Genomic DNA, 14,546 nt, shown 5'->3' with positions numbered 1-14,546 from the left:
CCTGCCCTCCGGCAGGGGAAATTTTCCCTGCCGCTGTGTTCACTCGCTAACCCGCTGGCGAAAGCCTGAACAGACTGATATGCTGTATGAATACACAGTTACAGGAGTCTGTCTTGGTTCGACGTGCCGCCACGCACCGCCTCGAGTTCGATGCGGCTGCTATCTACGAATATCCCGAACATCTGCGCGAATGGCTGGAAGGTTTACCAAATCAGCCGGGCGTCTATACCTTCCACGGTGACAGCGAGACGCTGCCGCTCTATATCGGGAAAAGCATCAATCTGCGATCGCGCGTGATGTCCCATTTCCGTACGCCGGAAGAGGCGCGCATGCTGCGTCAGGCGCGGCGCGTCAGCTGGATCCCGACCGCTGGCGATCTCGGCGCGCTGCTGCTGGAAGCGCAGATGATCAAGACGCAGCAGCCGCTGTTCAATAAGCGCCTGCGTAAGAATCGCCAGCTCTGTTCGATTCGCATCGCCGACGGCAAGCCTGAAGTGGTCTACGCGCGCGACGTCGACTTTTCCCACTCTCCCGATCTGTTCGGTCTCTACCGCAGCCGCCATAAGGCGCTGGAGACGCTTAAGTATCTCGCTGACGAGCATCAGCTCTGTCACGGGCTGCTGGGGCTGGAAAAGCTGAGCGCCAACCGCGCCTGTTTCCGCGCCGCCCTGCGCCGCTGCGCAGGCGCCTGCTGCGGCCGCGAGACGCTAAGCGAACATCAGGCGCGTCTGGTGGAGGCGCTGGAGAGCGTACGGGTGATCTGCTGGCCGTGGCAAGGCCCGGTGGCGCTGATCGAGGAAGGGAAGCTGATGACGCAGATCCACGTTATCGATCACTGGTTCTATCTGGGATCGGTCAACGATATGGAGGAGGCGCGCCAGCTAAAACGCGCGCCGAGCGGCTTTGACCATGACGGCTATAAAATTTTGTGTCGGCCGCTGCTTTCCGGCCACTATCCTGTCGAACCCTTATAAAAAAACCGCCTGCGCTGCCCAGCATTTTGCTTATCTGGACAACGCAGGCGGTCTCACTGCCTTAATTCAGCCTGATTATTCAGCCGGCGGTGGTGCCATTTTATCGTCGTGCGGGCCTTTCTCAGTCAGACGCTTCTCAAAATTAGCGTTGTACTGCTTTTTCTGCTCCGGCGTCAGCACGTTGTAGAGCTTGTTCTGCGTTTCCATCATCGCCACCGCGCGCTCTTTCGCGTCTGCGGTCATTTTCTCTGCCTGCGCTTCCGCTTTCGCACGGTCAAAGGTGTCAGAGGCGATAATGGCGTGACCGGCGCGGCGCTCTTCCAGCGACGGACGCTTAAAGTCTTTGTGGCTCTCTTTCAGGATCTCATGGATCTGTTTTTTCTGCGCCTCGGTCAGATTGAGATCTTTGAACATCATGTTCATTCCGTGTGGCATCGGCGGCTTATGCATCGGCTTTTCGCTACCGGCCGGCGGCGGCGTCAGGTTGTCAGCTGCGGCATGAACCACGCTTGCCGCACCGAAAGCCAGAGTAGACGCCAGAATCAGGGAAGTCAGTTTACGCATAATAGTTGTCCTTATCATTCAGTTAATAACGACAGCAGCCTGTCGCGTCTTCGAGAACAAGATTACGCTGCTGAATGTCAACTACTCAGAGAGTGAGTAAAGCCGTGAAAGCATAAAAGACAAAAATCGCGCAATCATGAAGAGAATGAGAAGAATTAAGTGAAGAATTGCAAAAGAGTATGAAATCAAAGCGGATTTGGCAGGAATTATGGAGGAGTGTAAGGGTTCTGGCAGCAAAGCGGAAGGAAAATCCCGCGCTCTGCCACCCTTTATGAGGTCAGCGCGGCAGCGCCTCGTTCTGCGCGCTCTCTTCCACCAGCATCAGCCCAGCGCGCAGCCCCAGCGCCACACCCGGATTGGGAAACAGCACATATTCGCGCGCCTGCTGCACAAAGTAACGCGTATCCCCATCCTCGGCCAGCAGTGCGCCCTGCGGAAACGCGGTGAAGTTACGCGTTTCTGCGTCCATATGCAGCCGGAACTGCTCGCTGAGACGGGTAATCTGCTGCACCACCCGGTAGCGGCGCGGCGTCTCCTGCGCTTGCGGCAGCGGCTCGCCGCTCAGCAGCGCCGCCAGCGCCTGGTGCGCGGCGGAAAACTGCGTCAGATCGTTGGTGCCGAACGGCAAAGCCTTACCCAGTTCCAGCGTACAGCTGGCGGCATTAAAGTTCGCACAGCTGAAGTGGGTAAAGGTGCCGCCCGGCGCGGTGTGGAAGACCAGCGCCTCCAGCCCTGCCGCCGCTAGCCAGTGGATAAAATTATCCGGCCAGGGCTGCGGATTAAGCGGCAGCACGCCAAAGCGTGTATGCCAGGAGCCGCGAATGGCCGTATGCAGGTCAAGATGCCAGCGAGTCTGTGCTTCTCTGGACTCCTGCTGCCAGAAGGCTTCTGTCGCCTGCTCCAGACGCAGCGCGCGTCGCGCCTCGTCGCAGTCGTCGATGCGCTGCCAGCGACCGCCGAACAGGCGATTAACATCATGGCGCAGATAGCGCTTTCCGGCACGCAGCGCGGCCGGGTTGCCAAGGATCGCCAGTACGCGATGCCGCAGCTTCATTTCGCCGCGCAGCAGCGCGCCGATAAGCGTATTCAGTATCTCTACCGGCGCGGTCTCATTGCCGTGAATGCCTGCTGACAGCACCAGCGCCTGCTGTGGCTCGCTCAGAGGATCCAGCTGTAAAATGCCGTGATCGAGCCACTGCCAGCGTAAATACGGGGTTTCGCCGCGCTGATGTTGCGGGGCGTCGCCTGACAGCGTTTGCTGAAGAAAATCCTGCATTGCTACTCCTGTCTGCGAGAAAAAGAGCCGTTCCCGCTACTGCTGGAACGCATAAACGCTGCCTAAGTCCAGCAGGCGCGTCAGTTCGTCCAGCGCTTCACGCCCCTCTCTTAACAGCTGCGGGTCAGCCAGATCCGCCTGCGTCAGGCGATCGCGATAGTGGCGATCCACCCAGCGATTAAGCGTGGCGAACAGGCTGTCGTTCATTATTACCGCCGGATTCAGCGCCTGTTGCTCCTGCGGCGTCAGCACCACGCGCAGGCGCAGACAGGCCGGGCCGCCGCCGTTTTGCATGCTTTCACGCAGATCGAAACTGACCAGCTCGCGCACCGGGCCGCCCTGCTCCACCAGTTCGGTAAGATAGCGCCAGACGCCGGGATGCTGGCGCGACTCTTCAGGCAGCACCAGCAGCATGCTGCCGTCATCACGGCTCAGCAGCTGGCTGTTGAACAGATAGGTACTGACCGCGTCCGCCACGGACACGCGACTGTCGGGCACTTCGATCGCGGTAAAGCCGGGCACGCGGCGCGCCAGCGTCGCCAGCAGCGCAGGCTGGTCAACAAACGCCTGCTGATGGCAGAACAGAACCTCGCGATTGCTCACCGCGATAACGTCGTTATGAAACACGCCCTGATCGATCACCTGTGGATTTTGCTGGGCAAACAGCACCTGGCTGTCATCAAGCTGATGCAGCCTGGCCACCGCCTGACTCGCCTGCAACGTCTGGCGCGCAGGATAGCGCCCCGGCGCGCTGCCGCCGTTATCGTCGCGTCCATAGACAAACAGCTGCAGGCTGCGTTCACCATACGCCGCGCCGAGGCGGTTATGGTTCGCCGCCCCTTCGTCGCCGAACAGCGCCACCTGCGGCAGCGCGTCGTGGACGGCGAAATGCTGCGGATCGCGGAAGATAGCGCGCAGCAGCCGGGCGGTTTGCGGCGCTTCCATCGCGCGATGGAATTTATTATTCAGGTTCGCCGCGGTGAAGTGCACGCGTCCGTCGGCGCTGTCGGCCGAGGGCGAAACCGTCGCCGCGTTGGCGACCCACATCGCCGAGGCGGAGCTGACCGCCGACAGCAGGCCAGGGGAAGTTTTCGCCGCCTGCGCCAGCACCTGCTCGTCGCTGCCGCTGTAGCCGAGCTGGCGCAGCAGCGGCAGGTTTGGCCGCTCGTGCGGCGGGATCACGCCCTGTACAAAGCCGCGGTCCGCCAGCGCTTTCATCTTCAGCAGCCCCTGCTTCGCCGCCAGGCGCGGATTTGACGGCTGATGCTGGTTACGCGTCGAGGCCTCATTGCCGAACGATAATCCGGCATAGTGGTGCGTCAGGCCGACCAGCCCGTCGAAGTTCGCTTCAATCGCTTTCATCATTGCCCCTCGCCCGCAGAGAAATCGAGTCCCGGCGAGAGCGCGGCAGGCAGCGTCAGATCTGGCGTCTCCAGCGACGCCATCGGCCAGGCGCAGTAATCCGCCGCATACCAGGCGCTGGCGCGATGATTGCCGGACGCGCCGATGCCGCCAAACGGCGCGCTGCTCGCGGCGCCGGTCAGAGGCTTGTTCCAGTTCACGATCCCGGCGCGCGCCTCCAGCAGCAGCTGATCGAACTGCGCGCGCGACGGCGAAATAAGGCCGCATGAAAGACCGTAGCGCGTGTCGTTGGCGAGGCGGATCGCCTCATCGAAGCTGTCATAGCGGATAACGTTAAGCAGCGGCCCGAAGACCTCTTCATCCGGCAGGCCGCTGACCTGGGTGACATCGATAATGCCGGGCGTCAGCAGCGCATTGCCGCGCTGCGGCCAGCGCATCTCCAGCAGCGGCTTGCCGCCAAGCGCGACGCGCTGCTGCCAGGCCTGATAGATTTTTTCCGCCGCGCCGACGGAAATAGCGCTTCCCATAAAGGGCTGCGGGTCGGCGTTCCACGCGCCGGGCTGCAGCCGCGCGCTCACCTCGACCAAACGCTGTAAGAAAGCGTCGCCCGCCGCGCCGCGCTTCACCAGCAGGCGACGCGCGCAGGTGCAGCGCTGCCCGGCGGTAATAAAGGCGGACTGAACGGCGATATGCACTGCCGCGTCGATATCAGCCGGATCTTCGACGATCAGCGCGTTGTTGCCGCCCATCTCCAGCGCCAGCATTTTTTCCGGCTGACCGGCGAACTGGCGATGCAGCTGATAGCCGGTTCCCGCGCTACCGGTAAAGAGCACGCCGTCGATCTGCGCTTCAGCCGCCAGCGCCTGGCCGGTTTCGCGCGCGCCCTGCAGCAGCGCCAGCACGCCGCGCGGCAGCCCCGCCTCCAGCCAGAGGCGTACGGTCTTCTCCGCCGTCAGCGGCGTCAGCTCGCTCGGCTTAAACAGCACGCAGTTGCCCGCCAGCAGCGCTGGCACAATATGGCCGTTGGGCAGATGGCCGGGGAAGTTATAAGGGCCGAAGACCGCCAGCACGCCGTGGGGACGATGGCGCAGCGAGCTTTCGCCCTCGTGCTGTTCGCCGGTGCGCGTGTGGAATGCCTTTACCGAGATAGCGACTTTGTTGATCATCGCCTGCACTTCGGTCAGCGCCTCCCAGCGCGGCTTGCCGGTTTCGGCGGCGATGGTTTCCGCCAGTTCGGTTTTGTGGCTCTCCAGCAGCGCGGCGAAACGTTCAGCTATCGCCTGACGCTCGGCAAAAGGCCGACGCGCCCAGCCGGGAAAAGCTTCGCGAGCGGCGGCGGCGGCCTGCGCGATCTGCTCCGCGGTAGCGGCCTCGCCCTGCCACAGGGTCTCGCCGAAGACCGGATCGATTTTACTTAAGGTGTCGCCACGGCCCGGCAGCCATTCGCCGTTAATCATTTGCGTCATGCTTTTTTCTCCTCGCCGCCCAGCGTCACCACGCGCAGGCTGTCGCCTGGCTGAAGGCGCAATGCCCTGAGCTGATTCTCATTAAGTACCACGTCGTGCTGCTCAATACGCGCAGGCAGCAGCGCGACGCGAAAATGGTGATAGTCCAGATTCGCCACCAGGCAAAGCGGCGCATGGTCGTCCGGCTCGCCGAGTACGGCGCTGCGCACATGACTTTTACGGATAGCGCGAATATCGTCGATCTCGCACTCCAGCGTCGGGCCGCCGTCGAAAATGTCGATATAGTTGCGGTAGCGGAACCCCTCCGCCTCAAGCACCGCGCGCGCAGGCGCGGTCTTCTCATGCACCTGGCCGATAACCGCTTTCGCTTCTGGCGACAGGTAGTCGATATAGAGTGGATGCTTCGGCATCAGCTCGGCGATAAACGCCTTTTGTCCGGTGCCGCTGAGGAAGTCAGCCTTGCGAAACTCCATAGAGAAGAAGCGACTGCCGACGCTCTCCCAGAAGGGCGAATGCCCCGCTTCATCGCTGACGCCGCGCATCTCCGCCACCACGCGATCCATAAACAGATGGCGAAAGTTGGCCATAAACAGAAAGCGCGATTTCGACAGCAGATAGCCGTTTTTGCCGTCGCGGTAGTCGGGGTCAAGAAACAGCGTGCAGAGTTCGCTGCTGCCGGTATGGTCATTGCTCAGCGACAGCGTCGGCAGCGCCGCATAGACGTTAAGCTCTTTTGAGGCATGTACCTGGGTGCCGACGCGAAAGTTATACCAGGGTTCCTGAAGTCCGACCGCCACCTCAATGGCGCAAATGCCCACGGCGCGGTTGTCTTCGCTGTCCGCCAGTACAAAGACGTAGCCCTGCTCGGCGCGCGGCAGCGCGCCCTGCCAGGTTTGCAGCGAGCGTTCAATACGCGCCTGTAAGGTCGGGCTGTCGACCGGCAGCGACGTCAGCCCGCCGCCGGTTTTAGCCGCCAGCGTCAGCAGCTGCGCCAGATCGTCATGTTCAACAGGGCGAATCACCATCATGATGTCGATCCTCGCGCCAGGTGTTCACAGGCGACCGCAAAGCGCGCCATGCCGGTTTTCACTTCCTGTTCGCTGATATTCAGCGCGGGCGCGAAGCGCACCACGTTAGCGCCGGCGATCAGCACCATCACGCCCTGCTCGGCGGCCGCCAGATTGAACTGTTTCGCTTTACCGGCATAATCTTCATTCAGCACTGCGCCGATCAGCAGCCCCAGGCCACGCACCTCTTTAAACAGATGCAGCCGCTGGTTGATCTCCTCCAGCGCGTCAACGATCCACTGGTGGCGCTCCTTCACGCCCGCCAGCGTTTCGGGCTGGTTGATCAGCTCCAGCGCCTTGCCCGCCACCGCGCCTGCCAGCGGGTTACCGCCATAGGTGGTGCCGTGGGTGCCGACGCTCATCACCTGCGCCAGGTCTTCGCGCGTCAGCATCGCGCCGACAGGAAAACCGCCGCCCAGCGCCTTGGCGGTGGTGAGGACGTCCGGCGTCACGCCGTAGTGCATATAGGCGTAGAGCGAACCGGTGCGGCCTACGCCGCTCTGCACCTCATCAAAAATCAGCAGCGCCTGATGCTTATCGCACAGCTCGCGCAGGCCGCGTAAAAAGGCGGGATCGGCGGGCAGCACGCCGCCTTCGCCCTGAATCGGTTCTACGATCACCGCACAGGTATTGTCGTCAATCTGTTGCGCAGCGGCCTCCAGATCGTTAAACGGCGTATGGCGAATATCGGGCGGCAGCGGCGCGAAATCTTTTGAATAGGCGGGCTGGCCGCCGGCGGAAACGGTAAACAGCGTGCGGCCGTGAAAAGCGTTATTAAAGGCAACGATGCCGCTTTTATGCGCGCCGAAACGATCGTGCGCCGTTTTACGCGCCAGCTTCAGCGCAGCCTCGTTGGCTTCGGCGCCGGAGTTACAGAAGAAAACGCGGTCAGCGAAGGTAGCGTCGATCAGCTGCTTCGCCAGGCGCAAAATCGGCTCATTGGTAAAGCCATTGCCGGTATGCCACAGGCGCGACGCCTGCTCAGTCAGCGCCTGCTGCAGCGCCGGATGCGCATGACCCAGCGCGTTAACCGCAATGCCGCCGGCAAAGTCGATATACTCTTTGCCGTTCTGATCCCAGAGTGTCGAACCCGATGCGCGTACCGGTACAAAGCTCGCGGGCGCATAGACCGGCACCATCCATTGATCGAAATCGTGACGCGAAACCTGCAGTGACATAACTGTTTCTCCTGCTTCCCCGCCCGGCGCGCCGGTGAGTAAAGCGAATGTTTTAAATTTGTGAAAGTTGGGTAAACGCAGCCTACTCTAGAGTGCAGCATGCGTGCCAGCCAGAGAAAAAAATGCATAAAACAGTTATCACAACGAAATATCAATAACTTACAATCATCCATTATTCACTTTAAGTGAATAAATAGTGAATAATTTTGAACGAAGCGCGCCTGCGCCGCAGAATCCGCAGCAGATTTATGCAGTTGCCAGAGTAAATATTGCTTTTGTGATCGCCCCTGACTTTTATGTTCAAATTCGGGCAAAAATTGCACCAGCGAGGCGCATATTGCCTCGCTGGCGGGCAAAAAATCAGAATGAAAAGCGGCCGTTATGTTTTTGGGGAAGCAGGATAACAACAGAACCTCTGAACAAATAAAACCCTCTGGTGGGAAAGCGGGCTATTTATCTTTCAGGGAAGAGGAAATAAATGATGAGCATGACCATTATTATTTCTGACGTTATTATCAATGTAGAAATAAGATAATATGATGACCAGACTATTTGTAAGCAAGCTAATGGTTAGAGGTTTAATATCAATAAAACCCCATGCTTTTTTCAGTAAATCTTAATTTCCATATGGAAATAGGCGGCGAAATGAAAATAGCTAAACCTTTTCAAAAAAACCACCATATCCTTTTAAAAATATAATAAAATCATGTGGTTATTAATTAAAAAACCTTTATCTCTCTGGCAGATATAAATTTACGTCATACAGAAAAGGTTAATAACCAGGCAACACAGATGCAGTAAAAATTAATGAAATATTTGGTTACACTTATTGCACTATGTCACCTTATCCTTTTGTGTCATTTTTCTCTCACCCCAGATAGCGGGGAATAATAACAAACAGTGACAGGGTAAAAATAAATGATGAAGCGTGCTTTAGCGGCGGCGATCGTGTCGTCTCTGCTTGGAATATCTGCCGGTCAGGCAGCGGAAATTTATAATAAAGATGGCAACAAGCTCGACCTGGTGGGAAAAATAAACGTCTCGCACCTCTTTTCCAGTGACAGTGCTAACGATGGCGATACCTCCTCCTACACCCGACTCGGGTTCAAAGGCGAAACTAAAATTACCGATCGGCTGACCGGCTATGGTTTCTGGCAGTATCAGTACAGCCTGCGCAACTCGGAAGGTAGCGACGCGCAGAACGGTAACCGAACCCGCCTTGGCTATGCCGGTCTGAAATTCGGCAATGCCGGCTCGCTGGACTACGGCCGTAACTACGGGCTGGTCTACGACGCGCTGGCCTATACCGATATGCTGCCCTTCTTTGGCGGGGATTCAGGCTACACCGACGCTTTCCTGGCGGGCCGCTCAACCGGCGTGCTGACCTGGCGCAACAAAGATTTCTTTGGTCTGGTTAAAGGCCTCAGCCTGGCCGCGCAGTATGAAGGCAAAAACGATCGCGCCGCCAATACCGACGGCGTGCGCCGCTCCAACGGCGACGGCTACGCCCTTTCCGCCAGCTACGATTTCGATTTCGGCCTGAGCTTTACCGGCGCATTTGCCAGCCTGGACCGCACCGAAGCGCAGAACGCAGCGTCGCGCGGCGATGGCGACAAAGCGCAGAACTGGGCGACAGCGGTAAAATATGACGCTAACCAGATCTATCTGGCGGCGATGTATGGCGAGACGCTGAACGCCACGCCGATCAGCGGCGGCTTTGCCAACAAAGCGCAGAATTTCGAAGCCGTCGCGCAGTATCAGTTCCTGAACGGCCTGCGCCCGTCGGTAGGCTACGTCTCCTCGAAGGGCAAAGAGATTGAGAACATCGGCGACGCCGATATCTTCAAATATGTCTCGGTGGGTACGACTTACTACTTCAACAAAAACATGTCTGCCTACGTGGAGTACAAGATCAACCTGCTGAAGGACAACAACCCGCTGGGACTGAAGACCGACGATATCACCGCCGTCGGCCTGATCTACCAGTTCTGATAACCTTCCCCACGCTGCGCCCGGTTGCTGTTATCCGGGCGCACGCAGGCTGTACAGGCGCACTTTCTGCCGGGGCTAATGCAGGCTTAAATGCCGCCCTCAGGTCAGGCGATAGCGGACGTCCGGCCGCAGCGGCATCGGCAGCGTCTCCTCTTCGCCCGCCATTTCTCGCAGGCTTATTTCAATATTGGCGCAGATAGCGTCCATCGGCAGATGGTTGTTCTGATAGCCAAAGGGCATCTCCAGCTCCTCCGCCAGCGTATCCAGCGACAGAAAGGTATAGGAGATGAACATCGACACCAGCGGCGTCATCGCGTGCAGATCGGGTGCCAGCGCAAACGGCAGCAGCGTGCAGAAGAGATAGACGGTGCGGTGCAGCAGCAGGCCGTAGGCGAAAGGCACCGGCATACTGGCCAGCCGCTCGCAGCCGCCGAGCACCGCCGCCAGCTGATTCAGGCTTTCGTCAATATTGCCCCATACCAGATCGCTGATTTTGCCCTGACGACGCTGATCCGCCAGCCAGTGTGACAGCTGAAGGTGCAGCATATTGGTCGGCGAGCGGCGCGACAGCACCCATTCGGCATCCTCGCCCAGCAGACGCTCCAGATCGGGGCGCGGATCGCTGCGGCGCAGCTGGTGCTTCAGGCTGTAGCAGAACGCCAGCAGCAGCGCCTGGATACGCGGCGCCTCGTCAGGAAAGAGCGCCAGCACCTGACGCTGTAGCGTGCGGCAGGCGATCAGCAGCGCGCCAAAAAAATGGCGCGCCTCGCTGAAGCGCGCAAAGCAGACGCTGTTGCGAAAGCCGAGAAACACGGCGATTGAAACGCCAAGCAGGCTAAACGGCGCCAGCGTCAGCCGGATGCCGAGCGTCTCGTACCAGTTGAGCAGCCAGAGCGCGAGCAGCGACATCAGCAAATTGAGAAACAAGCGAAACGAAATATCGGGCAGCACTGAGCCGTGCCAGGCGAACAAACGAACGAACCAATGGCGATGGGGACGAACGATCATGATGTGCAGGTGAAAAGGGATTTTGCGGCGATTCTGCGACTTTCCCGCCCGCCTTACCAGCGATAAATTGTGACAATTGTCACAATTTATCCTCCCCTGCCAGCGCGGCGCTTTTCCGGTGCTGGCAGGTTATTCCCTGCTACTGCCGCAGCGGGAGATAAGCGCTGCGACGACGCTTTTAGTTTCAGGTTTATCGGGCGCGTAATAGAACTGGGCGCTGGTTTCTCTGTTGCTGAACGGCGCTACTTCAATCCATGCGACCACTTCTGACTGCGGATTCAGAAGATTGAAGCGGTCTGCTCCGCCCGGCAAGGGGTCGTCTCTTTGCAGCTGGTGCTGCTGGCGCAGGGCTTCACTCTCCAGACAGGATTCAACCTCACCACGCTGGGCGGAAAAGTAGCCGGTTGTGGTTTGCGGATGGAGCGAGACCTGGCCCACATCGACGCAGCCGCATAAAAAACAGCTAAACAGACAAAGGGAGATGCGTTTCATTTCATTACCAGCCTGAGAAAAGAGTAAGGCGAAAAGACCTGGCGCCTTCGCTGAGTTGAGCTTTTCTCAGAACAGGCTCAGGGCGCCATGATATCGAAGCGATCGGACGCCTGCCCCGCATCCAGACGCATCGGCGGCTGCACCTTCAGGGTAATCCAGTTCGAGGTAACGCGCTGCTGTTTATCATCCTCCAGCGTCACCGACAGGTGATATTCATTGCTGGCGCCTGGTGAATCGTCCCATGCGGGCACGATCAGGCTCCAGCCCTGCGGCTGGCTGTTATCTGCCGGCGGCGTCAGGCTCAACGCCTGGGTATCGCCCTGCCAGCTCACCGCCTTGATGGGATTACTGTGGCGGATCTGCAACTTAAGCGGCAGGCTTTCGCCCGGCGTCAGCTGCCAGGGCGGCGTGGCGAGAAATACTGACAACGTTTTGCGCTGGCGGAAATCGAGTACCGGCGTATCTGAGCGCGTGACGCGATCGTAGCGGCTGCCGCGCAGCGAACGCGCCTCGGCGACGTTGCTCGCCTCAAGCTGTTTGCTCAGCGCCACGCCGAAGCGATAGTTGAGCTTCAGGCCCAGCTGGTCCTGCGTCTCGCCCGCGCTGCTGGTCTTATGGCTGGCGGAGAAGGTCACCAGCGGCACCGGCGTATAGGAGACGCCGAGCGACAGTGCGGAAGGATTGTGATAGCGGTTGCCGCTGTGGAACAGATCGACGTTGTCGCCCAGGTACTGCTCCCAGCTCAGCGAAACGCCCAGCTGACGATAGAACGGCAGATAGCTCTGAGTGGTGATATCGTAGCCGCGCGCCATGCGCTGCTGCTGCGTTTCGCCGCTGTTTTTCCAGCTGCCCAGCGGGTGATAGTAGTTTGCGGAGAAGCGCAGGTTTTCATTCCAGGCTTCGGTACCGAGCGAGGCGCGCTGCTGGCCAATCTCAAAGCTGCGGTCGAGAAAGGCGTTATAGCCCAGCAGCCAGTTTGGGGTAACCCAGCGCTGGCCCAGCCCGACATTGCCCACCAGCCCGTCGCTGGTGTCGCGCACCCCCACCTGGCTAAAGGTAAGATGGCTGCGCTCGTCCGCCAGCGCGGTAAAGAGATCGCCGCCGGTGCCGGTAAAGCTGCCCTGCATATCCACCATCAGATCGAGCTGCGCATTGCCGTAGGGCGACAGCAGCGACTGCCCTTCGCTCTCGACGCGGTTCGCTACCTCGTCGCGAAAGTGATTAAAGGCCCATACCCCCGCCTGCTGGCCGAAGCTGGTGCTGTTGTCGCCGTTCTGGCTCGCCTCGCCGATGCTTTTGGCGATAGCGGCGAGGCGCTTGTTCCACTCGTCGTCGCTCTGAGGGTTGCCCAGCGACGGCAGCGCCGCCAGCTGCTGGTTAAAGCGCGCCGGATCGTTGAATGGCGCATCCGCAACGGAGGCGCTGTCGGTGAACGCCTGAGCAGCAGGCACGCTGGAAAGAACCGCCTCAGCGACCAGACAGAAAGGAAAAAACAGACGGCTATTGGGGTGAAAAAACATAGCGTAGTAAGGCGTTTTTCGACTAATTAACGAGACCTGTCTCACAAAATTCATGAAATTTATTTTAACACAGCAGAATTTATTTGCAGGAAAAGCGGGAAAACAGCGGAAAAAGGCGGGAACAGGCTGGATAAGCACGCAGCTTATCCAGCGGGGAGAGCGAATCAGGAGAAAATCAGTCCGCCATCGACGTTGATGGTCTGGCCGGTAATATAGCGCGCATCCTCAGAGGCGAGGAACGCCACCAGCCCGGCGACATCCTCGGGCTGGCCAGCGCGCTTCAGCGGAATGTTTTGTACCCACTCCGCCATCAGCTCGCCCTTGCCATATTTTTTCTGCCCGGTGCTGAGGATTTCGCCCCAGACGCGATCGTTATAATCCCACATCTCGCTTTCGATAATGCCGGGACAGAAGGCGTTCACGGTGATATGCCAGGGCGCCAGCTCCAGCGCCAGGCTCTGGGTAATGCCGATAACGCCCATCTTGCTCGCCGCGTAGTGCGGCGTGTAGATAAATCCCTGTCGCCCCTGGCCCGACGAGGTATTGATCAGGCTGCCGCCGTTCTGCTGCACCATATACTTCGCCGCTTCGCGACAGCAGAGCCAGACGCCGGTGGTATTTACCGCCAGCACCTTCTCGAAGTCCGCTTTCGGCATGGCATCGAAGCGATCGATGGTAATCACACCTGCGTTCTGAATCGAAACGTCGATCCGGCCAAAGCGCTCAAACGCCTGCTGGTAAAGCTGCCGCACCGCCTCTTCATCGGTAACGTCCGCCTGCAGCGCGAGGATCTCGCTGCCGTACTGCCCCTTCAGCGCCTCGGCGGTGGCGAATACCCGCTCGGCGTTAGACACCATCACCAGGTTCGCGCCGTCGCGCGCAAAGCGCTCAGCGATGCCCGCGCCGATGCCGCGACAGGCGCCGGTTATCACTACGGTTTGTCCTTGAAAATTACGCGTCATATTACCCTCCGCTTATCCATGACTGACTTCAGATACCGATGTCGACTGCTGCTTTTTTTCATGGCGACGCAGCAGCACCACTTTGCTTTGCAACCGCTGCTGGAACTGGTCGATCACCACGGCGGTGACAATCACCAGCCCCTTGATCACCATCTGCCAGAAGTCGCTGACGCCCATCATCACCATGCCGTCGGCAAGGAAGACGATAACGAACGCGCCGATAATCGAGCCGGAGACGCGTCCGCGGCCGCCCGCCAGCGCCGTACCGCCCAGCACCGTGGCGCCGATAGCGTCCATCTCAAACATGTTGCCGGTCATCGGGTGCGCGGTTTGCAGCTGCGACGCCACCACCAGCCCCACCAGCCCGGCGCAGAGGCCGGAGAAGGCATAGACGAAAATCTTTACCTTTACGATCGGCACGCCTGCCAGCCGCGCGGCCGACTCATTGCCGCCGGTGGCGTAGATATAACGGCCCAGCGGCGTTTTGCGCGTCAGATAGAGTCCGAGCAGCAGAAAGGCCACCATCAGCCAGATCGGCAGATAGACGCCGAGCAGCGTGCCGGAGCCGAGAAAGGCGAAGCCGGTGTTGCCCAGCGCCGGCATGCCGACCAGATTGGCGTAGGTGCTGCCGTCGTTAAAGAGCAGCGCCGCGCCGCGCGCCACGTACATCATGCCGAGGGTGCAG

The 14,546-nt window shown here is 59.4% G+C and carries 14 protein-coding genes; 3 read left to right on the top strand and 11 right to left on the bottom strand.

Going from position 1 to position 14,546, the window contains the following annotated elements; genetic code table 11:
* Positions 1-113 precede the first annotated feature (113 nt).
* A complete protein-coding gene (gene cho, locus B3797_RS16255) occupies positions 114-974 on the top strand; it encodes an excinuclease Cho (RefSeq protein WP_311791609.1) in 861 nt (286 codons plus the stop codon).
* Positions 975-1,049: 75 nt separating this feature from the next.
* Here cho and spy read toward each other — a convergent pair whose 3' ends face one another.
* The 6 genes from spy to B3797_RS16225 all read right to left on the bottom strand — a co-directional run bounded on the left by spy (position 1,050) and on the right by B3797_RS16225 (position 7,887).
* Entirely contained in the window at positions 1,050-1,538 is a 489-nt protein-coding gene (spy, locus tag B3797_RS16250) for an ATP-independent periplasmic protein-refolding chaperone Spy (RefSeq protein ID WP_126688799.1), read from the bottom strand.
* Positions 1,539-1,815: 277 nt separating this feature from the next.
* Entirely contained in the window at positions 1,816-2,814 is a 999-nt protein-coding gene (gene astE / locus B3797_RS16245) for a succinylglutamate desuccinylase (RefSeq protein WP_311791608.1), read from the bottom strand.
* A 36-nt stretch (positions 2,815-2,850) separates the two neighbouring features.
* A complete protein-coding gene (gene astB, locus B3797_RS16240) occupies positions 2,851-4,176 on the bottom strand; it encodes an N-succinylarginine dihydrolase (RefSeq protein WP_311791634.1) in 1,326 nt (441 codons plus the stop codon).
* Positions 4,176-5,642: a succinylglutamate-semialdehyde dehydrogenase gene (gene astD / locus B3797_RS16235; RefSeq protein ID WP_311791607.1), complete on the bottom strand. Its 1,467-nt coding sequence runs from the start codon at positions 5,640-5,642 to the stop codon at positions 4,176-4,178. Before astD ends, astB begins: the two co-directional genes overlap by 1 nt.
* Entirely contained in the window at positions 5,639-6,670 is a 1,032-nt protein-coding gene (astA, locus tag B3797_RS16230; RefSeq protein ID WP_311791606.1) for an arginine N-succinyltransferase, read from the bottom strand. Before astA ends, astD begins: the two co-directional genes overlap by 4 nt.
* Positions 6,667-7,887 (bottom strand): aspartate aminotransferase family protein, encoded by a 1,221-nt coding sequence (locus tag B3797_RS16225; protein WP_311791605.1) that lies wholly within the window; start codon positions 7,885-7,887, stop codon positions 6,667-6,669. Before B3797_RS16225 ends, astA begins: the two co-directional genes overlap by 4 nt.
* A 196-nt stretch (positions 7,888-8,083) precedes the next feature.
* Between B3797_RS16225 and B3797_RS16220 the strand changes: the two genes are divergently transcribed.
* Together B3797_RS16220 and B3797_RS16215 are read left to right on the top strand one after the other, a co-directional pair.
* Entirely contained in the window at positions 8,084-8,314 is a 231-nt protein-coding gene (locus B3797_RS16220) for a hypothetical protein (RefSeq protein WP_311791604.1), read from the top strand.
* A 491-nt stretch (positions 8,315-8,805) separates the two neighbouring features.
* Entirely contained in the window at positions 8,806-9,879 is a 1,074-nt protein-coding gene (locus B3797_RS16215; RefSeq protein ID WP_311791603.1) for a porin, read from the top strand.
* Positions 9,880-9,978: 99 nt separating this feature from the next.
* Here B3797_RS16215 and B3797_RS16210 read toward each other — a convergent pair whose 3' ends face one another.
* From B3797_RS16210 to B3797_RS16190, 5 genes are all read right to left on the bottom strand, one after another.
* Positions 9,979-10,887 carry a bestrophin family protein gene (locus tag B3797_RS16210; protein ID WP_311791602.1) on the bottom strand — a complete coding sequence of 303 codons (909 nt, stop codon included), beginning with the start codon at positions 10,885-10,887 and terminating at the stop codon, positions 9,979-9,981.
* Between the two features lie 129 nt (positions 10,888-11,016).
* A complete protein-coding gene (locus B3797_RS16205) occupies positions 11,017-11,379 on the bottom strand; it encodes a hypothetical protein (protein WP_311781575.1) in 363 nt (120 codons plus the stop codon).
* Between the two features lie 77 nt (positions 11,380-11,456).
* Complete coding sequence (locus B3797_RS16200) at positions 11,457-12,899, bottom strand: YchO/YchP family invasin (RefSeq protein ID WP_311791601.1); 1,443 nt, start codon at positions 12,897-12,899, stop codon at positions 11,457-11,459.
* A gap of 164 nt (positions 12,900-13,063) precedes the next feature.
* Entirely contained in the window at positions 13,064-13,861 is a 798-nt protein-coding gene (locus B3797_RS16195) for a glucose 1-dehydrogenase (protein ID WP_311791600.1), read from the bottom strand.
* 12 nt (positions 13,862-13,873) lie between these two features.
* On the bottom strand, positions 13,874-14,546 hold a 673-nt coding region (locus B3797_RS16190; protein ID WP_311791599.1), incomplete at its 5' end, for an ABC transporter permease.

The sequence above is a fragment of the Pantoea sp. UBA5923 genome (assembly GCF_002431095.1).
Taxonomy (GTDB): Bacteria; Pseudomonadota; Gammaproteobacteria; order Enterobacterales; family Enterobacteriaceae; genus Pantoea; species Pantoea piersonii.
Note: the sequence above shows the minus strand (reverse complement) of the source record. Positions and strands in the feature narration are given on the sequence as shown.